General features: G+C 67.6%; 27 protein-coding genes and 4 tRNA genes. 11 read left to right on the forward strand and 20 right to left on the reverse strand.

Annotation, left to right across the window (positions count from 1 at the left end; translation table 11 throughout):
- The 12 genes from ACE3T8_RS08575 to ACE3T8_RS08630 all read right to left on the reverse strand — a co-directional run.
- Nucleotides 1-316, reverse strand: a 316-nt coding sequence (locus tag ACE3T8_RS08575) for a GTP-binding protein (protein WP_374608486.1), incomplete at its 3' end; no start/stop codon positions are given.
- Nucleotides 317-343: 27 nt separating this feature from the next.
- Nucleotides 344-419, reverse strand: a tRNA-Thr gene (locus ACE3T8_RS08580).
- Between the two features lie 38 nt (nucleotides 420-457).
- Nucleotides 458-531 (reverse strand) — tRNA-Gly (locus ACE3T8_RS08585).
- Between the two features lie 68 nt (nucleotides 532-599).
- Nucleotides 600-685: transfer RNA gene (locus tag ACE3T8_RS08590), tRNA-Tyr, on the reverse strand.
- Between the two features lie 93 nt (nucleotides 686-778).
- Entirely contained in the window at nucleotides 779-1870 is a 1092-nt protein-coding gene (gene ychF, locus ACE3T8_RS08595; protein ID WP_374608488.1) for a redox-regulated ATPase YchF, read from the reverse strand.
- A gap of 58 nt (nucleotides 1871-1928) precedes the next feature.
- Nucleotides 1929-2513: an aminoacyl-tRNA hydrolase gene (pth, locus tag ACE3T8_RS08600; protein ID WP_374608733.1), complete on the reverse strand. Its 585-nt coding sequence runs from the start codon at nucleotides 2511-2513 to the stop codon at nucleotides 1929-1931.
- Between the two features lie 60 nt (nucleotides 2514-2573).
- A complete protein-coding gene (locus ACE3T8_RS08605; RefSeq protein ID WP_374608490.1) occupies nucleotides 2574-3224 on the reverse strand; it encodes a 50S ribosomal protein L25/general stress protein Ctc in 651 nt (216 codons plus the stop codon).
- A gap of 109 nt (nucleotides 3225-3333) precedes the next feature.
- Nucleotides 3334-4293: a ribose-phosphate diphosphokinase gene (locus tag ACE3T8_RS08610; RefSeq protein ID WP_374608492.1), complete on the reverse strand. Its 960-nt coding sequence runs from the start codon at nucleotides 4291-4293 to the stop codon at nucleotides 3334-3336.
- Nucleotides 4294-4386: 93 nt separating this feature from the next.
- A tRNA-Gln gene (locus ACE3T8_RS08615) sits at nucleotides 4387-4462 on the reverse strand.
- Nucleotides 4441-5349: a 4-(cytidine 5'-diphospho)-2-C-methyl-D-erythritol kinase gene (ispE, locus tag ACE3T8_RS08620; protein ID WP_374608494.1), complete on the reverse strand. Its 909-nt coding sequence runs from the start codon at nucleotides 5347-5349 to the stop codon at nucleotides 4441-4443. Before ispE ends, ACE3T8_RS08615 begins: the two co-directional genes overlap by 22 nt.
- Before the next feature lie 8 nt (nucleotides 5350-5357).
- Nucleotides 5358-6023 (reverse strand): lipoprotein insertase outer membrane protein LolB, encoded by a 666-nt coding sequence (gene lolB / locus ACE3T8_RS08625; RefSeq protein WP_374608496.1) that lies wholly within the window; start codon nucleotides 6021-6023, stop codon nucleotides 5358-5360.
- Nucleotides 6020-7702 (reverse strand): tetratricopeptide repeat protein, encoded by a 1683-nt coding sequence (locus tag ACE3T8_RS08630; protein ID WP_374608498.1) that lies wholly within the window; start codon nucleotides 7700-7702, stop codon nucleotides 6020-6022. Before ACE3T8_RS08630 ends, lolB begins: the two co-directional genes overlap by 4 nt.
- Nucleotides 7703-7769: 67 nt before the next feature.
- On the opposite strand from ACE3T8_RS08630, the gene hemA reads away from it, so the two are divergent.
- From hemA to ppk2, 6 genes are read left to right on the forward strand one after another with little or no spacing between them, the layout of a single operon-like run.
- Nucleotides 7770-9035, forward strand: a complete 1266-nt coding sequence (gene hemA / locus ACE3T8_RS08635; protein ID WP_374608500.1) for a glutamyl-tRNA reductase — start codon at nucleotides 7770-7772, stop codon at nucleotides 9033-9035.
- On the forward strand, nucleotides 9032-10120 hold the full coding sequence (gene prfA / locus ACE3T8_RS08640) for a peptide chain release factor 1 (RefSeq protein ID WP_374608502.1): 1089 nt from the start codon (nucleotides 9032-9034) through the stop codon (nucleotides 10118-10120). The genes hemA and prfA overlap by 4 nt, the downstream gene beginning before the upstream one ends.
- Nucleotides 10121-10122: 2 nt before the next feature.
- A complete protein-coding gene (locus tag ACE3T8_RS08645; protein WP_374608504.1) occupies nucleotides 10123-10587 on the forward strand; it encodes an N-acetyltransferase family protein in 465 nt (154 codons plus the stop codon).
- A 34-nt stretch (nucleotides 10588-10621) separates the two neighbouring features.
- Nucleotides 10622-11140 carry a molybdenum cofactor biosynthesis protein B gene (gene moaB / locus ACE3T8_RS08650; RefSeq protein ID WP_374608506.1) on the forward strand — a complete coding sequence of 173 codons (519 nt, stop codon included), beginning with the start codon at nucleotides 10622-10624 and terminating at the stop codon, nucleotides 11138-11140.
- A 2-nt stretch (nucleotides 11141-11142) separates the two neighbouring features.
- Nucleotides 11143-11475, forward strand: a complete 333-nt coding sequence (locus ACE3T8_RS08655) for a helix-turn-helix domain-containing protein (protein ID WP_374608509.1) — start codon at nucleotides 11143-11145, stop codon at nucleotides 11473-11475.
- The gene (gene ppk2 / locus ACE3T8_RS08660) at nucleotides 11472-12248 is read left to right on the forward strand and encodes a polyphosphate kinase 2 (RefSeq protein ID WP_374608511.1); all 777 of its coding nucleotides are present in this window, start codon (nucleotides 11472-11474) and stop codon (nucleotides 12246-12248) included. The genes ACE3T8_RS08655 and ppk2 overlap by 4 nt, the downstream gene beginning before the upstream one ends.
- 3 nt (nucleotides 12249-12251) lie before the next feature.
- Here the strand turns inward: ppk2 and ACE3T8_RS08665 are convergent, their stop codons facing one another.
- From ACE3T8_RS08665 to ACE3T8_RS08680, 4 genes are all read right to left on the reverse strand, one after another.
- Nucleotides 12252-14045, reverse strand: a complete 1794-nt coding sequence (locus ACE3T8_RS08665; RefSeq protein ID WP_374608513.1) for a tetratricopeptide repeat protein — start codon at nucleotides 14043-14045, stop codon at nucleotides 12252-12254.
- 78 nt (nucleotides 14046-14123) lie between these two features.
- Nucleotides 14124-14399, reverse strand: a complete 276-nt coding sequence (locus ACE3T8_RS08670; RefSeq protein ID WP_374608514.1) for an acylphosphatase — start codon at nucleotides 14397-14399, stop codon at nucleotides 14124-14126.
- A 1-nt stretch (nucleotide 14400) separates the two neighbouring features.
- A complete protein-coding gene (locus ACE3T8_RS08675) occupies nucleotides 14401-14961 on the reverse strand; it encodes a TlpA family protein disulfide reductase (protein WP_374608735.1) in 561 nt (186 codons plus the stop codon).
- Between the two features lie 19 nt (nucleotides 14962-14980).
- Nucleotides 14981-16252, reverse strand: a complete 1272-nt coding sequence (locus ACE3T8_RS08680) for a YihY family inner membrane protein (RefSeq protein WP_374608516.1) — start codon at nucleotides 16250-16252, stop codon at nucleotides 14981-14983.
- Nucleotides 16253-16337: 85 nt separating this feature from the next.
- On the opposite strand from ACE3T8_RS08680, the gene wrbA reads away from it, so the two are divergent.
- The 4 genes from wrbA to ACE3T8_RS08700 are packed head-to-tail and all read left to right on the forward strand — an operon-like array spanning nucleotide 16338 to nucleotide 19372.
- Nucleotides 16338-16931 carry an NAD(P)H:quinone oxidoreductase gene (gene wrbA / locus ACE3T8_RS08685; protein ID WP_374608518.1) on the forward strand — a complete coding sequence of 198 codons (594 nt, stop codon included), beginning with the start codon at nucleotides 16338-16340 and terminating at the stop codon, nucleotides 16929-16931.
- The gene (locus tag ACE3T8_RS08690) at nucleotides 16928-17269 is read left to right on the forward strand and encodes a DUF2069 domain-containing protein (protein WP_374608520.1); all 342 of its coding nucleotides are present in this window, start codon (nucleotides 16928-16930) and stop codon (nucleotides 17267-17269) included. Before wrbA ends, ACE3T8_RS08690 begins: the two co-directional genes overlap by 4 nt.
- On the forward strand, nucleotides 17266-18840 hold the full coding sequence (locus tag ACE3T8_RS08695) for a sulfotransferase (protein WP_374608522.1): 1575 nt from the start codon (nucleotides 17266-17268) through the stop codon (nucleotides 18838-18840). Before ACE3T8_RS08690 ends, ACE3T8_RS08695 begins: the two co-directional genes overlap by 4 nt.
- 43 nt (nucleotides 18841-18883) lie before the next feature.
- On the forward strand, nucleotides 18884-19372 hold the full coding sequence (locus tag ACE3T8_RS08700; RefSeq protein ID WP_374352919.1) for an asparaginase domain-containing protein: 489 nt from the start codon (nucleotides 18884-18886) through the stop codon (nucleotides 19370-19372).
- Nucleotides 19373-19462: 90 nt separating this feature from the next.
- On the opposite strand, the gene ACE3T8_RS08705 is transcribed toward ACE3T8_RS08700, so the two are convergent.
- Entirely contained in the window at nucleotides 19463-21691 is a 2229-nt protein-coding gene (locus ACE3T8_RS08705; protein WP_374608524.1) for a M4 family metallopeptidase, read from the reverse strand.
- 449 nt (nucleotides 21692-22140) lie between these two features.
- Entirely contained in the window at nucleotides 22141-22692 is a 552-nt protein-coding gene (gene sufT / locus ACE3T8_RS08710; RefSeq protein ID WP_374608526.1) for a putative Fe-S cluster assembly protein SufT, read from the reverse strand.
- A 68-nt stretch (nucleotides 22693-22760) separates the two neighbouring features.
- On the opposite strand from sufT, the gene ACE3T8_RS08715 reads away from it, so the two are divergent.
- Nucleotides 22761-23219 (forward strand): hypothetical protein, encoded by a 459-nt coding sequence (locus ACE3T8_RS08715; protein ID WP_374608528.1) that lies wholly within the window; start codon nucleotides 22761-22763, stop codon nucleotides 23217-23219.
- Here ACE3T8_RS08715 and ACE3T8_RS08720 read toward each other — a convergent pair.
- Nucleotides 23185-24573, reverse strand: a complete 1389-nt coding sequence (locus ACE3T8_RS08720; protein ID WP_374608530.1) for an NAD(P)(+) transhydrogenase (Re/Si-specific) subunit beta — start codon at nucleotides 24571-24573, stop codon at nucleotides 23185-23187. The two genes, ACE3T8_RS08715 and ACE3T8_RS08720, sit on opposite strands and share 35 nt — an antisense overlap.
- A complete protein-coding gene (locus tag ACE3T8_RS08725) occupies nucleotides 24570-24869 on the reverse strand; it encodes an NAD(P) transhydrogenase subunit alpha (protein WP_374608532.1) in 300 nt (99 codons plus the stop codon). The genes ACE3T8_RS08720 and ACE3T8_RS08725 overlap by 4 nt, the downstream gene beginning before the upstream one ends.
- Nucleotides 24870-25058 lie beyond the last annotated feature (189 nt).

Consider the following 25058-nt stretch of genomic DNA (forward strand, 5'->3'; position numbering starts at 1 on the left):
ACACCAGGATCGCGCCGTCCATCTGCGCCGCACCCGTGATCATGTTCTTCACGTAGTCCGCGTGACCCGGGCAATCCACGTGCGCGTAGTGGCGCGTCGCCGACTCGTATTCCACGTGCGCCGTCGAAATCGTGATGCCGCGCGCCTTCTCTTCCGGCGCCGCGTCGATCGCGTCGTACGCCTTGAACTCGCCGCCAAAACGCTCCGCGCCCACCTTCGTCAGCGCCGCCGTCAGCGTCGTCTTTCCGTGGTCCACGTGGCCAATCGTGCCCACGTTCACGTGGGGCTTGGTGCGCTCGAACTTACCCTTTGCCATGGCTGCGTCTCGTTTGGAGGCTGGATATGGTGCTCACGAAAGGAATCGAACCTTCGACCTCCTCCTTACCAAGGAGGTGCTCTACCGACTGAGCTACGTGAGCGAGTTGTGACAGGGGGGCCGTGCGTTGCAATGCAATGGTGGAGCGGGAGAAGGGAATCGAACCCTCGTAATCAGTTTGGAAAACTGAGGTTCTACCATTGAACTACTCCCGCGCCGGGAGCCCTGCCTGTGTTGCACCGGTAGCTGGTAAGGCCGCCGGGTACCGCGAAATCCGTGGAGCTGGTGGAGGGAGGTGGATTCGAACCACCGAAGGCGTAAGCCAGCAGATTTACAGTCTGCCCCCGTTGGCCGCTTGGGTATCCCTCCGATTGTCCTCGATGGCGAACCGAAGCCCTCCAAAGAGCCCGCAATTTTGACCACCCGCCGCAGGACTGTCAACGCCTTCGTGCAGAAATTTGGTCAGACGTTGAAGCGGAAGTGAAGTACGTCGCCTTCCTGCACGCGGTATTCCTTGCCTTCCAGGCGCAGGCGGCCGGCGTCGCGGGCACCGGCTTCGCCCTTGTACTTGAGGTAATCGTCGTAACCGATGGTCTCGGCGCGGATGAAGCCCTTCTCGAAGTCGGTGTGGATCACGCCCGCGGCCTGCGGCGCGGTGGAACCGGCCTTGACCGTCCACGCACGGACTTCCTTGACCCCTGCGGTGAAATAGGTCTGCAGGCCGAGCAGCTTGTAGGCCGCGCGGATGACGCGGTTCAGGCCGGGTTCGTCGAGGCCAAGGTCCTTCAGGAACTCGTCGCGGTCGGCGTCGTCGAGCTGGCTCAACTCTTCCTCGATGGCCGCCGAGACCGGCACCACTTCGGCACCCTCGCCCGCCGCGCGGGCGCGCACCGCATCCAGGTGCGGGTTGTTGTCGAAACCGTCTTCCAGCACGTTGGCCACGTACATGACCGGCTTCAGGGTGATCAGGAACAGGTCGCGCACCGCCGCCTTGTCGTCGTCGGACAGGCCCAGCGAACGCGCCGACCTGCCTTCGTTCAACCCGGCGCTGATGCGTCCCAGCACCTCGGCGCGCGCCTTGGCGTCCTTGTCGCCGGTCTTGGCGGAACGCTCCGCCTTGTTCAGCGCCTTGTCGACCGACTCGAGGTCGGCCAGCGCCAGCTCGGTATCGATGGTGTCGATGTCGGCCAGCGGGTCGACCTTGTTGTTGACGTGGATGACGTCGTCGTTCTCGAAGCAGCGCACCACGTGGGTGATCGCGTCGACTTCGCGGATGTGGGCCAGGAACTTGTTGCCCAGGCCTTCGCCGCTGGCGGCACCGGCGACCAGGCCGGCAATGTCGACGAACTCGACCGCAGTCGGGATCACCTTCTGCGGCTTGACGATGTCGCTTAGCGCATTCAACCGCGGATCCGGCACCGGGACGATGCCGACGTTCGGCTCGATCGTGCAGAACGGGAAGTTGGCGGCCGCGATGCCGGCCTTGGTGAGCGCATTGAAGAGCGTGGACTTGCCGACGTTCGGCAGGCCGACGATGCCGCATTTGATGCCCATGTCGCGTGTTGCTCCGTTGTCGCGCGGCTGCTGGCCGCGCGAGGAAAAATCGGTTGGATCAGCTCGGCCGCGGCGTATGCAACCGGGTCATCGCGTCCTGGTAGTTGCCATCCATCGCCAGCGGCAGCACGCCGATGGCGTCGTCGATGGCACGCAGGATGCTCGCCTCGTCGTCGCGCCCGGGCTTGCCCAGCACCCACGGCGTGACCTTGTCCTTGTGCCCGGGATGGCCGATGCCGACCCGGAGGCGGTGGAACTTGCCATGCCCGAGCAGGCGCATGGTGTCGCGCAAGCCGTTCTGGCCACCATGGCCACCGTCGAACTTGAGCCGTGCCACGCCGGGCGGCATGTCCAGTTCGTCGTGCGCGACCAGCATTTCCTCGGGCTCGATCTTCCAGTAGCGCAATGCCGCGGTGATCGACTTGCCCGAGAGATTCATGAAGGTCGCGGGCCTCAGCAACCAGACATCGCGGCCGGCGATGTCGACCTTGGCGATCTCGCCGAACAGCTTGCTGTCCAGCCCGAAGCGCGCGCCCGCCTGTTCCGCCAGCGCGTCAATAAACCAGAACCCGGCGTTGTGCCGGGTTCGGGCGTGTTCGGGTCCGGGATTGCCCAGCCCGACGATGAGGCGCAAGCCTGCCATCGCGGCATCGCAAAGCAATGCGGGCATCCCGCCGGCGCGAACCGGCGGGACGCGACGCGATTACTTGTCGTCCTTCTTGGCGGCCTTGGTCGCCGGCACTTCCGCGGTTTCCGGCGCGGCTTCCTCGACGTCTTCCTTGCCGTGCTTGGCGATCACGACGGCGACGTCGTGTTCCTTGCCCAGCTTCAGCTCCGGGATCTCAACGCCGGCCGGCAGCTTCAGCTCCGACAGGTGGATGATGTCGCCGACGGCCAGGTTCGACAGGTCGATCTCGATGAACTCCGGCAGGTCCTTCGGCAGGCAGCTCACTTCGACGTCGTTCAGTTCGTGCAGGACGACCACGTCGGCGGCCTTGCCCGCCGAGGACTTGTCCTCGTTGAGGAAGTGCAGCGGCACCTTCGCGCGCAGGGCCTGATCGGCGCTGACGCGCTGGAAGTCCAAGTGCATGACCAGCTGCTTGAAGGGGTGGCGCTGGATGTCGCGCAGCAGGACCTTCTGGATGTCGCCACCGAGGCTCAGGTCGAGGATCGAGGAGTAGAACCACTCGTTCTGCTGCGCCAGCCAGACCTTCTCGTGGTCGAGCTGGATGGCGACCGGATCGATGCCGCCACCGTAGACGATGGCCGGGATCTTGCCGCTGGTGCGGAGGCGGCGGCTCGCACCCTTGCCTTCCACTGCGCGGCGTTCGACGTTGATTTCATGCGTTGCCATGTTGTTTCACTCTCGTTGCGTTGGAACCGCCTCGCGGCGGCGATGTCACTCACCCGCGACCAGGTGAGTGGGGTGCGATGCCGGGGACCGGCATCGCGGATTCTCGGCGTCAGTCGACGTAGAGCGAACTGACGGATTCGCCGAACGCCACCCGGCGGATGGTTTCGGCCAGCAGCTCGGCCACGCTGAGCTGGCGGATCTTGGGGCAGGCCTTGGCGGCGTCGGACAAGCGGATGGTGTCGGTCACCACCAGTTCGTCCAGCTGCGAGCGGGTCACGTTGTCGATCGCCGCGCCAGACAGCACCGGATGGGTGCAGTACGCCGCGACCTTCAAGGCGCCACGCTCCTTCAGCGCGTTCGCGGCGGCGCACAGGGTGCCGGCGGTGTCGACGATGTCGTCGACCAGCACGCAGGTCTTGCCCTCGACGTCGCCGATGATGTTCATCACCGTGGACACGTTGGCCTTTGGCCGGCGCTTGTCGATGATGGCCAGGTCGGCGTCGTCCAGCCGCTTGGCGATCGCGCGTGCACGCACCACGCCACCCACGTCGGGCGAGACCACGATCAGGTTGTCGGTGCCATGCGCACGCCAGATGTCGGCCAGCAGCAGCGGCGACGCATACACGTTGTCCACCGGGATGTCGAAGAACCCCTGGATCTGGTCCGCGTGCAGGTCCACCGTCAGCACCCGGTCGCAGCCGACCGCGCCGAACATCTTGGCGGCCACCTTGGCCGTGATCGGAACGCGCGAAGACCGCGGGCGGCGATCCTGGCGGGCGTAGCCGAAGTACGGCACCACCGCGGTGACGCTGGCCGCCGAGGCGCGCTTCAGCGCATCCACCAGCACCAGCAGCTCCATGAAGTTCTCGGCGGTCGGCGCATTGGTCGGCTGGATGATGAAGACCTCCTGCCGGCGCACGTTCTCCTCGATCTCGACCTGTACTTCGCCGTCGGAGAAGGTGCTGACCAGGGCCTTGCCCGGACGCACGCCAAGTTCGCGGCACACCGCATCGGCCAGCGGCCGGTTGGCATTGCCGGAAAAGACCAGGAGATTGCGATCGTCTTGCATGGTGGGTTCCGCTGCGCTCTGACCGTGGCGGTGCAATGGACCGCGCTGGCACGCTGCGCGGCGGGGAAATGACGAACATGCAGCACTGGAAAATGGCAGGGGCGGAAGGATTCGAACCTACGCATGCCAGGATCAAAACCTGGTGCCTTAACCGCTTGGCGACGCCCCTGCATTGAAACCTTCCATTGCATCCAGCAATGGCGACCGATCCGCACCTCGCGCCAGCCAGGCATGGAGGCCGGGCGGAAGCGAGGCCAGCGCCGCTTCGGCGGACTCGCGATCTGCGAATTCGACGAAACAACCACTGCCGGAACCCGTCAAGCGCGGCCTGCCGATGCGTGCCAGTTGCGCGAACAGGGCCTCGACGGCAGGTTCACGACGGCGCAGCACCGGCTCGAACGCATTGTCGAGCACAGCCCCTGACGGGGATGATCCGGAAAGGAAGCCCGCTATTTTCGCGGGTGCAGCATTCCGCGTCAAATCAGGGGCTTGGAACAGGGCCGCTGTGGCGGAATGGACGCCCGGGCTGGCCACCACGTACCAGGCCGGCGGCAGGTCGACGGCGGTCAGTTCATCCCCCACGCCTTCGGCCCAGGCGTTGTGGCCGTGAACGAACACCGGCACGTCCGCGCCCAGCTGCAGGCCCAGCGCCGCCAGCCGGTCGATGCCGAGATTCAGGTTCCACAACCGATCCAGCACGACCAGAACGGTCGCAGCATCGGACGATCCACCACCGAAGCCGCCCCCCATCGGGATCTTTTTTTCGATGCCGATATCGGCACCTTGATGGCCATTCGACTCTTCTTGAAGGATTTTAGCGGCCCTCACCATCAGGTCGTCGACTTCGGAAACCCCTTCAGCACCGGCACCGACCCGGGCGATGACACCATCCTCTCGCGACCGCAGGTGGATGCCATCGCCCCAGTCCAGCAGCCGGAACACCGTCTGCAGCGTGTGGTAGCCATCCGCTCGACGACCGGTGATGCGCAGGAACAGGTTGAGCTTGGCGGGCGCGGGCCAGCGGCTCCAGCCTTCGGTGGCAGGGAAGTCCGCCATGCGCCGGATCAGTCCACCGCCCAGCGGTCCACCACCAGGCGTACCCGGTCCGCGTTGCGCTCAGCGGTGATCCGCGCCGGCAGATCCACTCCGCTGATGGCGTCAGGCTTCCAGTCGGCGTAATCGATGATCCAGCCGGCCTGCTCGATGCGCTGCACCCGCCCGTCCTCGCCATAGCCGACCAGGGCCGCGCCGAACGCGGCCTCGCTGGCCCAGGCGCCACGCACCCAGCAGCCCAGGCCAGCGATGGGGATGTCCCAGCCCGTGCGCTCGCGCAACAAGGCCGCGGCATCCCTGCCACGCACCGGGCCGTCGGGGACGCCCTGCAAGGTCGCGCCCTCCACATCGACCTCGAGCGCCCAGCCCTGGCGGGTGACCGGTGCGGTCAGTTCGATCCTCGCCTTGCCGGCGGACTGCGACCACTCGATGCGGCCGCTGCCACCGTCCTTGCCGTTGGACAGGGCGACACGGCCGGTCATGGCCCACGCCGGGCTGGCGCAATCGCCAGCGGCCAACCCCAGGCGTTCGATGCGCTGGCGCTGGGCCACGGCCTGCGCCGAATCGGCGTCGGTCCCGATGATCGTGCCGGGCGCCGCTTGCCGGGCGACAGGCATGCCCTGGCAGCCGGCCAGCACGGCCACGCCCAGCGCGGCCAACACGACCCGCGCATTCACGCGCCGGTCGCCTGCAGGGCGCGCTGCAGCGAGCGATTCTCGGGATCGATCTTGCGCGCTTCCTCGAAGTACTTGCGCGCTTCCTCGCGTTCGCCAAGGACCCACAGCACGTGGCCGAGATGGCTGCCGATGTCGGCGTCCTTCTGCAGCGCGTAGGCATGGCGCAGGTGGTCGAGCGCCTGGCGCGGCTTGCCCAACCGGAACAGCACCCAGCCGTAGCTGTCGATGATCGCGGCGTTACCCGGCGCGGCAACACGCGCGCGGTCAATCAGCTCCAGCGCTTCGCGGTAGCGGGTGGTCCGATCCGCGAGGGTGTAACCCAACGCGTTGAGCGTGTTCACGTCGTCCGGCGAGATCACCAGGATGCGGCGGAAGTCGGCCTCGGCCTTGGCGATCTCATCGCGGCGCTCCCACAGCAGCGCGCGGGAGTAGAGAAGCGCCTCATCGTCGGCGAATGCGGCCAGTCCGCGCGCATAGGCGTCGAGCTCGCCGGCGGCGTCCTTGTCCTTGAGCCGCAATTCGGCCTCCAGCAGGTAACCATCGCGACGTGCTTCTTCGTCCAGGGCCTGGTCGGACTGGATCGCGCGCAATTCGTCGAACCCGGCCGGCTTGCGGCCCATCGCGTGCAGCACGCTGGCCCCGCGCAGGCGGGCGATGCCCTGCACGCCGTCGCCGGGCACATTAGCATACCAGCCGCGTGCATCTTCATAACGCTCCAGCAACTCGGCCAACTGGCCCAGCAGCAGGCGCCGCATCGGGTTGGGATGAGTCGCCTCGCGCTTCAATTCCTCGTACAGCGCGGCCAGCCCGGCCTTGTCCTTGGCCTTGTCCAGCAGCATCGCGCGCTGCGCATGGCTGGCATCGTCCTGCGCGCCCCAACCCAACACCTGAGCGGCTTTGGCGCTGTCGCCCAGGGCATCGTATTCACCGGCCAGCGACCAGCGCAGTGGCGTGGACAACTTCGCCGCATCCTCCAGCCCGGCGAGCAGGGTCCGGGCCTCGTCCAGCTTGCCGCCCTCGCGCAGCAGTTGCGCGCGCAGCAGGGCCACCCGCGGCTCGCCCGGATAACGGCGGACGATCTCGCCGACGATGCGCTCCACCAGTTCCGGCTGTTCCAGGCGCTGCGCCAGCCCGCCGAAACCCAGCCAGGCCTGCAGGTCGTCGGGTAGCAGGTTGTCGTCGACGATCCCGTCGATCATCGCCACCACCAGCTTCTGTTGCTTGCCGACCGCGCCGAACAGCGCCGCCAGCGCGCTGCGCCAGCCCTTGCCGCCACCGGCCAGCAGGGCGCGCAGTTCGCGTCGGGAGGCGCGCTTGTCGCCGGCCCGCAGGGCCAGCCCGGCCGCGACCATGCGTTGCGCCTCGCCGCCGTCGGGTGCCAGCGACTGCCAGGTCCTGAAGGCGTCGCGGGCCAGCGCGTCCTCATCCGCCAGCAGGGCGATGCGGGTAGCACGTTCGGCCAGCACCGGGTCGCTGGCGCTGCGCGCGGCCTGCAGGTACTGGCGGGCGGCCTCCGGCAATTGCCCGGCCTGCAGGGCGAACTCGCCGGCCAGGCTGGCCTCCAGCGGATCGACCATGGCCTTCGCGGATCCTGGCCTGGAGGCGCTCATCGCCAGGGCGGGAGCGAGCAACGCCGCCAACAGCAGCAGGCGTGGACCAGCGTGTTGCGGGATGGGCATCGGGCGGGCCGGTACAATGACGGATCGGGCCAGCAGCTTATCGCAGGCACCTGAACGGATTTTCCGCATGGCCTTGCACGTCCTCGGCATCAACCACCAGACCGCGCCGGTCAGCCTGCGCGAGAAGGTGGCGTTCGCCCCGGATTCGCTGGCGCCGGCACTGGCCTCGCTGCGCGCGCTGCCCGAGGTGCACGAGGCCGTGCTGCTCTCCACCTGCAACCGCACCGAGCTGTACGCGCATTCGGACGACGACGGCCAGGCCCTGGCCGGCTGGCTGAGCACGCATCCCGAGGCCGGCGGCGACCTGCACGCCTATCTGTATCGCCACCGCGACGCCGACGCCGTGCGCCATCTGTTCCGGGTCGCCAGCGGGCTGGATTCGCTGGTGCTGGGCGAGCCGCAGATCCTCGGCCAGGTCAAGCAGGCCTGGTCCGCCGCGCGCCAGGCCGGCGCGCTGGGCGGCCAATTGGACCGACTGTTCCAGCAAGCCTTCGCCACCGCCAAGCGCGCGCGCACCGATACCCGCATCGGCGCGAACCCGGTTTCGGTGGCCTCCACCGCGGTGCGGCTGGCGCAGGAAAGCTTCGCCCGGCTCAGCGACTCCACGGTGCTGCTGATCGGTGCCGGCGAGACGATCGAACTCGCAGCCCGTCATCTGGTGGAAGCCAAGGCGCAGCGCCTGTTGATCGCCAACCGCACCCTCGCCCACGCGCAGGAACTGGCCACTCGCCACGGCGGCATGGCGTTGCCGCTGGCCGAGCTGGACAAGCACCTGGCCGAGGCCGACATCGTCATCTCCGCCACCGCCAGCCGCACGCCGATCCTGCATCGCGCGCAGGTCGAACATGCGCTGCGGCTGCGTCGACATCGGCCGATGCTGCTGCTCGACCTGGCCGTGCCGCGCGACATCGACAGCGATGTCTCCGGCCTGCGCGATGTGTTCCTGTACACGGTCGACGACCTGGAACGGGCGATCGAGGACAACCGCCGCGGCCGTCGCGAGGCCGCCCAGCAGGCCGAGGCGATCATCGAGCTGCAGACCGCGCGCTTCGTCGAGCACTGGCAGGCCAGCGGCCGCCAGCAGCCGCTGCTGCGCCTGCGCGCGCATGGCGACGCCGCCCGCGCGGACGCGCTGGCCAAGGCGCGCGCGCAACTCGCCGCGGGGATGCCGCCGGAACAGGCGCTGGACCTGCTCGCGCACACCCTGACCAATCGCCTGCTGCATGCGCCCACGGTGGCGTTGCGCGATGCCGCCCTCAGCGGCGACGGCGACCTGGCCCGCGCGGCGGAAAAGTTGTTCCCGGCGACCGGCACGGACGATTCGAACGCATGACCCCGGCGCTGCGACGCAAACTCGACGCGCTGGTGGAACGGCGCGAGGAAGTGGAGCGGCTGCTGGCCGACCCCACCATCGCCGCGGACCAGATGCGCTTCCGCAACCTGTCGCGCGAATTCGCCACGCTGCAGCCAGTCGCGGACGCGCTGGATGCCGAAGCGCGTGCGCGCGCCGACCTGGCCGCAGCCGAAGCGATGCGCGGCGATCCGGAGCTGCGCGAACTGGCCGACGACGAGATCGAAGCGGCCAACTCGCGGCTGCAGCAACTCGAAGGCGAACTGCTGGCGCAGCTGGTGCCGAAGGACGCGCGCGACGGCGGCGGCCTGTACCTGGAAGTGCGCGCCGGGACCGGCGGCGACGAGGCCGCGATCTTCGCCGGCGACCTGTTCCGCATGTATTCGCGGTACGCGGAGGCGCAGGGCTGGCGGGTCGAGGTGGAATCGGCGAATCCCGGCGAGCACGGTGGCTACAAGGAACTGGTCGCCCGCGTGGAAGGCGATGGGGCCTACGCGAAGCTCAAGTACGAATCCGGCACCCATCGCGTGCAGCGCGTGCCGGCGACTGAATCGCAGGGGCGCATCCACACCTCGGCAGCGACGGTGGCGATCATCGCGATCGAACCCGGCGGCGACACCGACATCGTGATCAACCCGGCCGACCTGCGCATCGATACCTTCCGCTCGTCCGGCGCGGGCGGCCAGCACGTCAACAAGACCGAATCGGCGATCCGCATCACCCACGTGCCCAGCGGCGTGGTCGTCGAGAACCAGACCGAGCGCAGCCAGCACGCGAACCGCGACAAGGCGATGAAGCGCCTGCAGGCGATGCTGGTGGATGCCGAACTCGAGAAGCGCACCGCAGCCACCGCCGCCGACCGCAAGCTGCAGGTGGGCAGCGGCGACCGCAGCCAGCGCATCCGCACCTACAGCTACCCGCAAGGCCGGATCACCGACCACCGCGTGGAAGGCCTGACCCTGTACGACCTGCCGAACATCCTCGAAGGCGACCTGGACCCGCTGGTCCTGCGCCTGCAACAGGAACAGCAGGCCGAAGCCCTCGCCCGACTGGCACTGGAGCCATGACGATGGACGAAAACACGACAATCTCCCGCGCCGGCCCGGCCGACCTCGACGCACTGGCCGCGCTGTTCGATGCCTACCGCCAGTTCTACGAACAGCCCTCCGACCTCCCGCGCGCGCGCCAATGGCTGCGCGAACGCCTGCGCTTCGGCGAGTCGATGGTGCTGGTGGCCAAGCGTGGCGGCATCGCCGTGGGCTTCACCCAGTTGTATCCGATGTTCTCCTCGGTGCGTACCGCCAGGACCTGGATCCTCAACGACCTGTTCGTGGACGCCGGCGCGCGCCGCAAGGGCGTGGCACGCGCGTTGCTGGACGCCGCCGCCGCGTTCGCGCGCGAGGACGGCGCGATGGGCATCTCGCTGGAAACCAGCCAGGACAATGCCGCGGCCCGCGCGCTGTACCGCGCCGCCGGCTGGAACGAGGACGCCACCCAGTGGTATTCGCTGGGGTTCTCGAAGCTGCACCACTGATGCAGCGCGCGCGGCCGCGGCCTACACTCGGCGCATGACCGCCGCCCCTGATTTCCAACCATTGTCGCTGTGCGTGCTGACCGTGTCGGACACGCGCAGCGCGGACAACGACACCTCCGGCAACACCTTGTGCGACGCGCTGCGCGATGCCGGCCATCGCCTGTTCGAGCGCGCCATCGTCCGCGACGACAAGTACGCGATGCGCGCGCTGGTCTCGCGCTGGATCGCCGATGCCGAAGTGGACGGCATCCTGGTCACCGGCGGTACCGGCTTCACCGGCCGCGACTCCACCCCGGAAGCACTGCTGCCGCTGCTGGACAAACAGATGCCCGGCTTCGGCGAACTGTTCCGTGCGATCAGCTTCGAGGACATCGGCACCTCGACGCTGCAATCGCGCGCGTTCGCCGGGCTGGCCAACGCCACCTTCCTGTTCGCACTGCCCGGCTCGACCTCGGCCTGCCGCACCGGCTGGGACCGGATCATCGCCGCGCAACTCGATGCACGCACCAAGCCCTGCAACCTCGCCAATTTGAAGCCCCGGCTCAAGGAGTGACGATGGCCCTCGATACCACCCTGCGACTGCTCAGCAAGGCCAGCGGCCTGACCGTGGTCGACATCGCCACCGCCATCCCGCGCGCCGGCGTGAGCACGGTGAATGCCTGGCTCAAGGGCGAGAAATTGCCGGGCAAGGACCAGGTGGATGCGCTGGCGCGGACCTTCGGGGTGCCGGCGGGCGCACTGCTTTCGGAACTGGCCAGCACGCTGGACCCGGCGCGCACCAAGGGCGAGCACGACCTGCTGGCCGCCTACCGCAGCCTGGGCACGCGCCAGCAGGGTGCGTTGCTGGAAGTGGCGCGCAGCATGAAGCCGGCGAAGCCTCGGAAATGACCAAGCTCAAGCGCAAGGACTACGAGGCGCTGCTGCAGCCGCTGCAGACCGAGCTGGCGAACATGGCGCGCTGGGTGCAGCACACCGGCCAGCGCGTGGTCGTAGTGTTCGAGGGCCGCGACACCGCCGGCAAGGGCGGCGCGATCAACGCGATCCGCGAACACCTCAACCCGCGCCAGTGCCACGTGGTCGCGCTGCCCAAGCCGACCGAGCGCGAAGCCGGCCAGTGGTATTTCCAGCGCTATGCGGCGCAGCTGCCGGCGGCGGGCGAGATCGCGCTGTTCGACCGCAGCTGGTACAACCGCGCCGGCGTGGAGAAGGTCATGGGCTTCGCCAGCGACGCGCAGGTCGAGGCCTTCCTGCACGCCACGCCGCAGTTCGAGCAGCAACTGGTCGATGACGGCATCCTGCTGTTCAAGTACTGGCTGTGCTGCGACCAGGAACAACAGGAAAAGCGCTTCGCCGAACGCCTGGAGGACCCGCTGAAGGGCTGGAAGCTCTCGCCGATCGACCTCGAGGCGCGCAAGCGCTACCGCGACTACACCCGCGCCCGCGAGGACATGCTCAAGGCCACCCACACGCGGCATGCGCCGTGGACGCTGGTGGATTTCAACGACCAGAAGCGCGGCCGGCTGGCGCTGATCCGCGACCTGCTGGACCGTTTGCCGGACACCGCGATCGACGCGCCGAAGATCGAATTCCCGAACCTGGTCGGCAAGCCAGCCAGGGAACGCTACGGCGTACTCAAGCCCATCCCGCCGTTCAAAGCCTGAGGCTCAGGGTTTGGGCGGCGGCGCAACCGCGGCTGCCGGCTTGGCCGCGACCGGCGGCCATGGCAGGCCAGCTTGCTTCGCCAACGCGGCATAGCGTGGATCGTCGCGATAGCGCAGCAACAGGGCGTCGTACAGCAGGCTCTGCATGCCCGGGTCCCGTGCCTTCAACGCACGTTGCAACCAGTCGAACATCGCATCTGGCTCGCCGCGCACCGCATACACCTGCGCCATCTGGAACGCCCAGCCCTCGGCGTACTGCTCTACCGCTTGCAGACTGGCATCGGCGACAGTGCGATCCGGACCCGCTTGCGCCGCAAACGCAAGGGCGAAGTCACGCCAGGGTCCTGCGGGTTCCGCTTCGGCCGCTTTGCGCGCACCTGCTGGATCCTTGCGCAGCACCTTCGCGATCGCCAGCAAGTGATGGTTGTAGATGCCTTGCGGCTGGAGCTCGATCGCCTTGCCGATGGCCTGTTCCGCCTCGTCCAGCCGACCCAATGGCATCAGGTAGGCGACCAGCCAGCGGTACCAGTCCGCGCTGCGCGGATTCAACTGCAGGGCCTTGCGGGTCAATTCGACCGCCTGCGCGAGGTCGCCCTGGCTGGCCCGCGCCACACCCAGCTGGAACAACGCATCACCATCGTCCGGGTCGAGTTCGACCGCACGCTTGAGTTCGGCCTCGGCGTCGTGCCAGTTGAAGTCACGCAGCATCAGCAACTGGCCGCGCGCGATCCTGGTCTGTGGCTGGTTGGGCGCGAGCCGCATCGCCTGCTCGATGGACGCGTCCGCCTGCGCGAATGCCTGCTCGGCCTGTTCGCCGGACAATCCACCGGCGGACAAGGTGTCGATCAACATCCGACCTTTCCACGCATAGGCAAGCGCGTAATCCGGGTCCAGTTCGATGGCATGGTCGTACGCCTCGACCGCCGCCTCCAGCTTCGTGGCCGACCGTGCTTCCAGGTAGGCGTTGTAGGCATCCAGGTTGCCGCTGGGCGGCCGGTCGCTTTGCGCCTTCGGTGCCGTGGCCGGCTGCAGGCGCGACTTGAGCGCCGTGGCGACCTGCGCGGTGATCTGGTCCTGCAGGGCGAACAGATCCTTGTAGGGGCGGTCGAAGCTGGCGGCCCACAGGGTGCTGCCATCCGCGGCCTTGGTCAGGGTGGCGCTGACGCGGACGGTGTCGCCGACCCGGCGCACGCTGCCCTCCAGCAGGTGCGAGACCCCCAGCTTGGCGGCGATGGCCCTGCTGTCTTCCTTGCTGTCGCGGAACTCGAACGACGACTTGCGGTTGATCACCCGCAGCCCGTCGATCCGCGCCAGGGCGATGATGAACCCCTCGGACAGGCCGTCGGAGAAATATTGCTGGTCCTTGTCGCTGCTCTGGTTCTCGAACGGCAACACCGCGATGGAATTGCCCACCTGAGCGACCTGCACGGCCTGCGCGGGCGACGTGCGTTCCACCAGCCGATCGGTCAGCAGCAGCACCACCGCGATGGCCAGCACGCCGATGATGATCAGGTCGGTGCGGCGCTTGACCTTGCGTGCGTCCGGCGCGTTGTCGTCGACCTCGCCTTCGAGCTTGAGGCCGTGGCTGGTGAACTCGTAGCGCCAGGAGAATGCCAGCCACAGCGGGAAGCCGATCGCGGCGGCGATCAGGAACCAGCGCGTGGCGGATTCCGGCGCCCCGAGTTCCGGCCCCAACTGGGCGATGCCCTGGGCCAGCGCCCACACCGAACCGATGTAGAGGATCGCCGCGCGCGGCACGTTGCGGCGCTTCAACTCCCCGATGAACCTGCCGATCATGCCGCGCCCTGTGGCATCCCCTGCCCGATTCTTGCATAACGAAGGCGCAAGTCGGCGCAGGACAGGCTCATGTGAAGATCAACCCGTCTCGAAACCTCCGCCTGCCTGCGACGCATCATCCGGCAACACCAAACGCGACACCGCATCGACCCGTGCCAGCGGCGGTCCGAGGTGCAGCCATCGTTCCAGCATGTCGATGGCGGCCGCATCGCCGATGGCGAGCACGTCCACGCTGCCATCGGCCAGGTTGCGCGCATGCCCGGCCAGCCCGAGGCGCATGGCTTCATCGCGGGTCGAGGCGCGGAACCACACGCCCTGCACCTTGCCACGGACGATGAACCGCGCCGATGCCATCTCAGCCGGCCGCAGGTCCGCCCGCCGCGGCGATGTCTTCTTCCAGCATCCGCGCGCTGACCGGGCCGGTGTACTTCTTCACCACCGCGCCATCGGGGCCGATCAGGTAGGTGAACGGCAGGCCGCGCGGCGTGTCGAAATCGGCCGGCGGGTTGTACACGTCGATCAGCGCCATCGGATAGACCACCGGGTGTTTCACCAGGAACGTGCGCAATGCATCCTCGGTGGTGTCCTCATAGGCCAGGCCGACGACCACGATGTGCTCGCGCATGGCATCCAGCGCGGACAGCTCCGGCATTTCCTTCAGGCACGGGCCGCACCAGGTCGCCCAGAAATTGACGATGGCCCACTTGCCGCGCTGCGCGGCCAGGTCGAAGGCCTGGCCATCCAGCGTGTTCACTTTCAGCGTGGGGAACTTGGCATTCGTCGCCGCGGACGGTTTGGGCGCGGGCGCCTGCGGCGTGGCGACCGGTGCGGAGGCCACGGGTGCCCCATCGACGGCAGCATCCCGCTTGCAACCAGCGCCCGTCGCCAACAGGACCAGCGCCAGCGGGACGAACATGGTGCGCGGTGCGTTCAATTCACTCTCCGGGAATGCGTTCGTAGACGCAGGACACGCGCTGCTTGAGCAGGTCGCGCAAGGGCATGCGCAGGCCATTGATGACGTCCATCACCGCGACGCCCAGCGCATCGTCGCGATGCGGCAGGTGGACTTCGGCCACCGGCACGCGTAGGTGCGCGGCCTCGTACAACTCGGCCAGGGTCACGTCGTTCAGGTCGCGGGCCAGCAGCCATTCGCCGGTTTCGGCGCGGCTGACCACGTTGATCGCCGCCATCTTCCCCAGCAGTTCCTGGATCAGGCTGTCGGTGAGGATCGGTTCCAGGTGCTGGATCTCGTCGCTGTGCAGGCCCTTGCCGGCCGCGCGCGCATGGTGGAAGCGACCGAGCATGCGCAGCAGGCCGTACAACTCGTAGCCATGCGGCAGCCGCAACGCCACCGGCTGGTAGCGGAACGCCGACATCGACGAGGCGAACGATGCGCCGAACAGGATCGAAGTCCAGCCAAGGAAGATCCACAGCATCAGGATCGGCACGAAGGCGATCGCGCCGTAGATTTTCTGGTAGGAATCGAAGCTGCCCAGGTACAGGGCGAGCCCCGACTTCACGCATTCGAACAGGAACACCGACAGCGCCGCGCCGGCGAAGGCGTGTCGCCATTTCACCGTGCGATGCGGCACCACTTTGAAGATCGCGGCGAAGGCGAGCAGCTCGATCGCCATCGGGGTGGCGCGCAGCATCAACGCCTCCAGCCAGCGCCCGGGAACGGTTTCGAAGATCGCCAGGGCAAAGAACCGGGTGAGCAGCGCCAGGCTGGTGGCGGCGACCAGCGCGCCCAGGGTCAGCACGGTCCAGTACACCAGGAAACGGCTGAACTTCGGACGCGCCGTCGGCACCCGCCAGATCCGGTTGAACACCGCTTCCACGCTGTTCAGGGTCACCAGCAGCGACACGATCAGCGCCAGCGCGCCGGCCGCGGTGAGCTTGCTGGTGTTCGCCGAGAAATCGGTGAGGTAACCGGAGACCGCGCGCGCCGCGCTGGGCACGAAGTTGGCGAAGATGTAGGTGGTCAGGCTCTCGCTCCACTGGTTGAACACCGGGAACGCGGACAGCACGCCGAACACGACCATCGACAACGGCACCAGCGCGAACACGGTGGTGTAGGACAGCGCGCCGGCGGCCTCGAACAAGCGGTCGCCAAGGAAGCGCTTCAGCACGAAGCGGCCGAAGCTGCCGGCGCGCGCGCGGTCGCGCAAGCGGTCGCTCCAGCGGTTGAGGGAATCCAGTGGCTCCATCGTCCAAGCCTAACCGATGGCATGTTGTGGCCGCATGCCATGCCGCATCGCCTATCCTTCGCACTCTCTCCCGATGGCGCGCGGCATGCCCGAGATCCTGGTCCTCTACTACAGCCGCGGCGGTTCCGTTGCGCGGCTGGCGCGGCAGGTCGCGCGCGGCATCGGCGAAGTCGACGGCATGCAGGCACGCCTGCGCACGGTGCCGCCGGTGGCGCCGGTCACCACGATCGCCAGCCCGCCCGAACCCGAGGACGGCGCGCCCTACGTGGACAGGCGCGACCTCGCCGAATGCGCCGGCCTGCTGATCGGCAGCCCGACCCGCTTCGGCAACATGGCCGCGCCGATGAAGCACTTCATCGACACCCTCGGCGCCGAATGGGCCAGCGGCACGCTGGTGGGCAAGCCAGCCGCGGCGTTCACCTCCACCGCGACCATGCACGGCGGCCAGGAATCGACCCTGCTGACGATGCTGGTCCCGCTGCTGCACCACGGCTGCGTGATCAGCGGCATCCCGTTCACCGAGGCCGCGCTCAACACCACCCGCAGCGGCGGCACGCCCTATGGCGCCAGCCATGTGGCCGGCGGGCAGGACGACCCGGAACTCAGCGATGACGAAGCCGTGCTCGCGCGCGCGCTGGGTCGCCGCATCGCCGATCTCGCCCGGCGGTTGCAGGCATGACGGCGTTGCGGCCATTGGCGTTCGCGTTGCTCGCGCTGGCGATGTTCTACGTGGCCTGGTTCGCGCGCGACGAGCACCTTCTGACCGGGCTGGTGGCGTTCGCGTTGCCGCCGTTCCTGCTGGGGGTCGCCGCCTGGCGCGGCTGGCATCGCGCCGCGTTCGTGGCCGGCGTGCTCGCCCTGCTGTGGTTCTCGCACGGCGTGATGCTGGCCTGGTCGGAACCCGCGCAGCGTTGGATGGCCCTGCTCGAAGTCGCGCTGGCGCTGGCGATCATCTATGCCGCCTGCCTGCCGGGCGCGCGCGCCCGGCGCGAGAAAAAGTCCGGCAAGCCGGAATGAGCGGCGATCCGCGCATGGCCGGCTTGCCGCCGGCCGTGGTCGATCTGGTGCATGCCGGCGCACGCGCACTGCGCGATGGCCAGCCACAACGTGCGGAGCCGTTCCTCCTGCAGGCCTGTGCGCAGGCAACCACGCATCCGGAACCGCTGCGTTACCTGGCGATCCTGCAACTGCACACGCGCCGCGCGCCGATGGCGATGCAGACCCTGCAGCGCGCATTGGCGCTCGCGCCCGACGACGCGCTGCTGCATTGCGACCTGGGCACGGCGCAATCCGCCAGCGGCGACATCGAATCCGCATTGTCGAGCTGGCAACGCGCCTGCACGCTCGATCCCGCGCAACCGATGCCGTGGTTCAACCGCGGCCGCAACCTGCAGCAACTCGGACGCACCGACGAGGCCATCGCCGCCCTGCAACAGGCCACCGTACTGGCAGCGGAGATGTTGCCGGCGCACATCCTGCTGGGCGATGCGCTGGTGCATGCCGGGCGCTTCGACGAAGCGACGTCGTGCTATCGCGGCGCGCTGCACCTGCACCCTGCCTGCGGCGATGCTTGGCGCGGCCTGTCAAACATCAAGAGCCGCGCGCTCGGCGATGAGGATGCACGGGCACTGCAGGCGCAACTGCAGCGGCTCGACATCGCGGATGCCGACCGCGTGGCGATGGGCCATGCGCTCGGCAAGCTGCGCGAGGACCAGGGCCGTCACGCCGATGCGCATGCCGCCTTCGTCGCCGCGAATGCGCTGCAGAAACGACTGACGCCGTGGAGCCGGCAGGCATTCGAGCAATTCGTGGCACGCGCGCTGGCGGCATCCGAGGTATTGCCCGCCCCGCTCGATGCGGACCTCGGACGCGAGGCGATCTTCATCGTCGGCCAGCCACGCTCGGGGTCGACCCTGTTCGAACAGGTCCTGGCCGCGCATGCCGACGTGGAAGGCGCCAGCGAATTGCCGGACCTCGGCATCGTCATCCAGCAGGAATCGATGCGCCGGGGCGTGGCGTATCCGCAATGGATCCCGCAGGCCACGGCCGGAGACTGGCACCGACTCGGCAGCGACTACCTGGCGCGCACTGCGCGCTGGCGTGCGCACAAGCCGCGTTTCACCGACAAACTGCCGGAAAACTGGAAGCACGCCGGCATCCTGCGCGCGATGCTGCCCGGCGCCACGGTGATCGAGACGCGCCGCGATCCGCTGGAAACCGCGTGGTCGTGCTTCAAGCAGCAGTTCTACAGCCAGCCGCATTTCGCCAACGACCTCGGCGACATCGCCGTACACATCCGCGGCAGCGAACAAGCGATGGACACGTTCCGCGCGCGCGATCCGGCGCGGATCCGCCTGCATCGCTACGAAGACCTGCTGGCCGATCCGGAACCGCGCATCCGCGCCCTGCTCGACGACTGCGGCCTGCGCTTCGACCCGGCCTGCCTGGCCTCGCACGAGGCGCGGCGGAACGTGCGTACGGCAAGTGCTGCACAGGTGCGCCAGCCGTTGCGCCGCGACACTGCCCGTGCGTCGGCGTACGGCCCGCTGCTCGATCCACTGCGTGCCGCACTGGAGCCGCCACGCTGACCGGACGGTGTCGCCGCGCACGGTTTTGGCGGACAATCCGCGCATGGACAACCTGCTGATCGTCACCACCGGCGGCACCATCGACAAGGTGTACTTCGACGCGAAATCCGACTACCAGGTCGGCGACCCGCAGATCGGACGCATGCTGCAGGAACTGGGGGTGGCGTTCCGCTTCCACGTGATCCCGCTGCTGCGCAAGGACTCGCTGTTCGTGGACGACTCAGACCGCCAGTTGCTGCGCGCGACCATCGCGGCGCAGGACGAAGCCTGCGTGCTGGTGACCCACGGCACCGACAGCATGGTCGAGACCGCGCGCGTGCTGGCCGGCATCGAGGGCAAGACCATCGTGCTCACCGGCGCACTCAGCCCGGCGCGCTTCGAGGGCTCGGATGCCGAATTCAACATCGGCTGCGCGGTCGGCGCGGTGCAATCGCTGCCGCCGGGCACCTACATCGCCATGAACGGGCGCATCTGGGATCCGCTGAAGGTGCGCAAGAACGTGGACGCGAACCGCTTCGAGGCGCTGGGCTGATCGTTCACGGCGGCATCCCGATCACGGCTTCCAGCAAGGAAAACCCCGGCCGAAGCCGGGGTTTTTCGTTGTAGCGGGTCACACGCCGGCTTACATCGTGATGGACCAGCTGTTGATGTAGCCGGTGTCGGTGCTGGCGCGATCCTTCACCCGCAGCTTCCAGGCGCCGTTGATCGTTTCGCTGGACAGGTTGGTGGTGAAGGTCTTGACGATGTTGTCCGCGCTGCCACCGGTGCGGTTCTGCAGCGTATACACCGTGTTGTCCGGCGCCAGCAGCTCGACGATCAGGTCGCCGCTGTAGGTGTGGACGATGTTGACCGCCACCTGGGTGTTGCTCGGGGCGTTGCCGCTGCGGCCCGACACAGTGATGGTGCTGGTGATGCCGGTGTTGTTGTTGTCCGGGATGTTGTAGTCGGTGCCGTTGGTGTAGGTCTGCGGGCTGCCGCCACCGCCACCGCCAGTGGTGTAATTACCGATCAGGCTGACCCCGGAGAACGCCGAGTAGGCCTTCAGGCGGACGTGGTACGTGCCTGCCGACGGCGTGGCGAACGTGCAGGCCTCGGCATTGCCGGACTTGTACGGACGGCAGTCGTAGGACGAATCGGTCGGTGCCGAACCGAACTTCACATACATGTCGGCATCACCGGTGCCGCCGGACATGGTGAACGTCAGGTTGGTCGCACCGGACGGCACCACCATCGTGTAGTTCACCGAATTTCCGGCCGTCTGGTTGATGCCGGTGACCGCAACGCCCTTGGTCAACACGCCGCCGGTGCTGCCGCCACCGCCGCCACCGCCCGCGCAGCTGACGCCGACCGAGGTGAACGCCGCAGTGACATCGGCCACGGTGAAGCCGAGGTCGGCCGCCGCGGTCTGCACGCCGCAGGCACCCTGATTGAAGGTGCTGCTCGCGGTCCAGTAATCGCGGTTGGCGCGAGCGAAGACCTGGAACGCCTTGACCGTGCCCCAGCCCGGCTTGATCGCCAGCAGGTAGAACGCCTTGTTGTAGACGCCCGAGCTGTAATGCACGTCCATCGAGCTGGTGAAGTTGGCGGCGTTGTCGATCGAGCTGCCGTCCTGCGGCGGGTTGTTCATGTAGCGCAGCGCGCCGGTGCCCTTGAAGATGTCGGCGCCGACCTTCCAGTCGTTGCTGCCACGCATGTAGAACTCGGCGGCTTCGCCGGCCATGTCGGAGAACGCCTCGTTCATGCCGCCGGACTGGCCCGAGTAGGTCAGGTTGGACTGCTGCTCGGTGAAGCCGTGCGAAACCTCGTGGCTGGACACGTCCAGGCTGACCAGCGGGTAGAACGTGCTGGCGCCGTCGCCGAAGGTCATCGCGCTGCCGTCCCAGAACGCATTCTCGTAGCTGGTGCGGTAGTGCACCTTCATGGTGAGCTGGAAGGTCAGCGGCGCCTGGCCGATGTAGGCCTGGTACATGTTGTAGATCACGTTGCCGAAGTAGTGGGCATCGTTCAGCGGCGAATATGCGCCGTTGATGGCCTTCACCGTGTTGCGCGGGCAGGTGTAGGAGAACGCGGTATTGCTGGTGTTGCTGGTGCTGTTGTTGAGGTTGACCGTCTTCACGTTGGCGCTGTTCATGGTGCAGGTGCTGCCGCTCTGCGCCACGTCCAGGTAGCCGAAGTTGGTGCCGTACTCGTACTGGCCGGTCTTGCTGTTGCCGCCGGGGCCGGTACCGACCAGGGCGTGCTGGATGTTGTCCCACTGCTTCAGCACGCGGCCGCTGTTGGCATCGACGATCACCACCGGGCGCATCGGCGCACCGGCGCCATCGGCGAAGAACGAGACCTTGTAGGCCAGGTGGCCGCGGCCCGTGTCATCGATGAACACCACCAGGTCGGTGGTCTCGCGCTGGGTGAGCATGCCGGCGATGCTGTTGCCGAGGCCGGCGCGCTTGCCGGCGACCAGCGCGGCTGCCTTGCCCAGGCGCGGCGTGGTCGAGGCGATGTCCTGGTCCAGGCCCGAGATCAGGTTGCCGAACATGGTGCGCACGTTGCCGGCGCCGTCTTCGCTGACCACCACGTCCTGGCCGAGGATCGGGATGCCGCGCCAGACCTGGTCATAGCGGTAGTTGCGGACGCCGCGGTCGGCGCGCTGCTTGCGCATCAGCAGCGTGGTGTCGGCACCGGCGGCCATGAACTGGGCATGGCGGCGGTGGGCCATGTCGGCCACGCCCTGGGTGGCGATCCGGGACTGGTACTGCTGCTTGAGCTGGGCGACGTCGCGCTTCTGCAGGTCGACCTTGCCCGCCGCCTGGGCGCCGGTCGCGACGAGAGACAACGCGATGGCGGTGGCGAGCATGTTGATTCGGCTATGACGATTCACTGGCACTACCCCTAGTGGTGATGTTTGTTGAGTCGCCGCGGACGCGGCGCATGGTCAGGCAACACACGAATCGCCCGCGCTGCCCCTGCAGGGGTCTGTTGGTCGCGGGTCGTTCGGGAAAGCTGAACCGTTCCCGAAGCGATCCGGACAGTTACGTCGGTGACTATCGACCGTCAAGCGTCGACAGGCATATCCATATAACGAACGGTGATTAGTCGTTATGAAATCGTAGTCAATGGCGTTCCAGAGCCATTCATGAAATTGCTTCGATGCAGCATCGACGCACCTGAACAGTGACTGGTTGGCACTTCTGCTGCGCGGCAGCATGGAAATGCGCTGACTTCATGGGGCAAAAAGTGACGCAAGAGGGCTGTGTCGATGGTCACGAAGCAGTGACACCGGTCACCTTTGCGTGAAGCCCCCGCTCAGAGCATGCCTGTCTCGAGCTTGGCCAGCTCCGACATCATCGAACGGCCCCACGGCGGGTCGAAGACCAGCTCGACGTCCGCCTCGGCCACGGTCGGGATCAGCTCCAGCTTGCTGCGCACGTCGTCCACCAGCACTTCGCCCATGCCGCAGCCGGGGGCGGTCAGGGTCATGCGTACCTCGACCGTGCGTCCGCCGTCCTCGCGGGCACGCACGTCCGCCGCATAGACCAGGCCGAGTTCGACGATGTTGACCGGGATCTCGGGGTCGAAACAGGTCCGCAATTGCTGCCAGACCAGGGCTTCCACGTCTTCGTCGCTGGCCCCTTCCGGCAGGGCGATCGGCGCCGGCGGCTCCTTGCCGATCGCGTCGCCGTCCTTGCCGGCGATGCGCATCAGGTTGCCTTCCACGAACACGGTCCAGCTGCCGCCCAGCGACTGGGTGATGTAGCCCACGGTGCCGGCCGGCAGGGTGACTTCATCGCCCTGCGGCACCAGGACGGCGGCGCAATCGCGCTCGAAACGGACGGGTTCGCTGCTGCGGGAATACATGGGCAAGGCGGACGGTGGAATCCGTACCATTCTAGTCCCTTTGCCTGCTGGGTATGATGCGCGACCTCATGGCGACCCCCATCATGACCCCGGATCCCGCCGCCAAGCCTCGCTGGTTCGCCCTGCCCTTGCTGCTGCTGGGCCTGCTGGGCTTCGTCTCGGCGTGGGTGCTGCTGGCGCTGCTGCTGGCGCGTCAGTGCGCGTGGCTGGCCCCATTGGCCGCGCTGGACATGGTGCTGCTGTTGGCGATCGGTCGCTGGCCCGCCGGTGCCGGGCGTGCCGGTCTGGCATTCGCGGGCACCGCGCTTGCCATCGTGCTGGCCAATTTCGGCATCGCCGCCGGCGAACTCGGCCAGAGCTTCGGCATGCGCCCGTGGGAATCCGCGACGATGCTGGGCGCGAACCACGCCTGGACACTGCTGCAGATGGCGAACACGCCGCTCGACCTGGCCTTTTATGCGTCCGGGTTGCTGCTGGCGCTGGTCGTGGGCTTCAGTGCCCGCCGTCGAGGGCCTTCAGTTCGCTGACCAGCGCGCTGGCCACGCCGGCGCCATCGCCGTAGAGCATGCGGGTGTTGTCGGCATAGAACAGGGCGTTTTCGATGCCGGCGAACCCGGTGCCCTTGCCTCGCTTGATCACGATGGTGTTCTTCGAATTGACCACGTCGAGGATCGGCATGCCGTAGATCGGCGATGCCGGATCGGTCTTGGCAACCGGGTTGACCACGTCGTTCGCGCCGATCACCAGCGACACGTCGGTGTTGGCGAATTCCGGGTTGATATCGTCCATGTCGGCGATCAGGTCGTAGGGCACGCCGGCCTCGGCCAGCAGCACGTTCATGTGCCCCGGCATGCGCCCGGCGACCGGGTGGATCGCGAACTTCACCTTGACCCCGCGCTCCATCAACCGCTGGCTCAGTTCCCAGATCTTGTGCTGGGCCTGCGCCACCGCCATGCCGTAGCCCGGCACGATCACCACGCGCTCGGCGTAGGCCATCATCGCGGCGACGTCGGACGCTTCGATCGGCTTCATCGAGCCACCGATCTCCTGCATCGCCCCGCTGCCGCCACCGAAGTCGGAGAACAGCACGTTGCTGATCTTGCGGTTCATCGCCTTGGCCATCAGCCGGGTCAGCAGCATGCCGGCCGCACCGACCATGGTGCCGGCGATGATCAGCGCCTCGTTGCCCAGCACGTAGCCCTCGAATGCCACCGCCAGGCCGGTGAAGGCGTTGTAGAGCGAGATGACGACGGGCATGTCGGCGCCACCGATCGGCAGCGTCATCAGCACGCCCAGCGCCAGCGCCAGCGCGAAGAACGCCACGATCCACGGCATCGCCAGCGTCTGCAGCGCCATCGCCCCGCACACCACCGCGGCAACCGCGATGGCGGCGTTGAACCATTGCTGGCCGGGGAAGGTGTAACGCTTGTCCATGCGCCCGTCGAGCTTGGCCCAGGCGATGACCGAGCCGGTCAGCGACACCGCACCGATCAGCGAGCCCAGCACCGCCAGCACGCCCGGCACCATGCCGGGCGATTGCCCGGCGGCCGACCAGCGCACCAGCTCGACTGCGCCGATGCCCGCTGCGGAACCACCGCCCATGCCATTGAACAGGGCAACCATCTGCGGCATGTCGGTGATCGCCACCTTCTTGCCCCAGGCCCAGTTCGCGGCCACGCCGATGACGATGGCCGCGACCATCAGGCCGATGTTGTGCAGGCCGGGAAGGAAGAACGTGGCCACGGTCGCGATGAGCATGCCCACGCCGGCCCATTGGATGCCGCTGCGCGCGGTCTTCGGGCTGGCCATGCGTTGCAGGCCGAGCAGGAACAACGTCGCCGCGACGAAATAACTCAGCTTGACCAGCACCAGCAGGCTCATGCCTTCGGCTCCGTCTTCTGCGACGGCTTGAACATCTCCAGCATGCGCTCGGTAACCACGTAACCGCCGGCGGCGTTGCCCGCGCCCAGCAGCACCGCGATGAAGCCCAGCGCCTTTTCGAGGGTGGTATCGGCGTGGCCCAGCACCACCATGGCGCCGATCAGGACGATGCCGTGGATGAAGTTGGAGCCGGACATCAGCGGCGTGTGCAGGATCACCGGCACCCGCGAGATGATCACGTCGCCGGCGATCGCCGCCAGCATGAAGATGTACAGCGCCACGAATCCGTCGCCCACGAAGCCTCTCCCCGATCGCCTGCCCGCATCATAACCACGGCCCGCGCGCTTGTGCCCCCTGTCAACCGATGCACCACATGGGCGTTTCGCATGTCGTGAATCCCACCCATCCCTCCCGTGCCCAACCCCGGCATGGCATGCCCCGAGACTGCCCGACATGCTGTTCGTCGCCGCTAAGCTAGGCCAGGT

This window comes from Thermomonas sp. (genome assembly GCF_041919455.1).
Classification (GTDB): domain Bacteria; phylum Pseudomonadota; class Gammaproteobacteria; order Xanthomonadales; family Xanthomonadaceae; genus Thermomonas.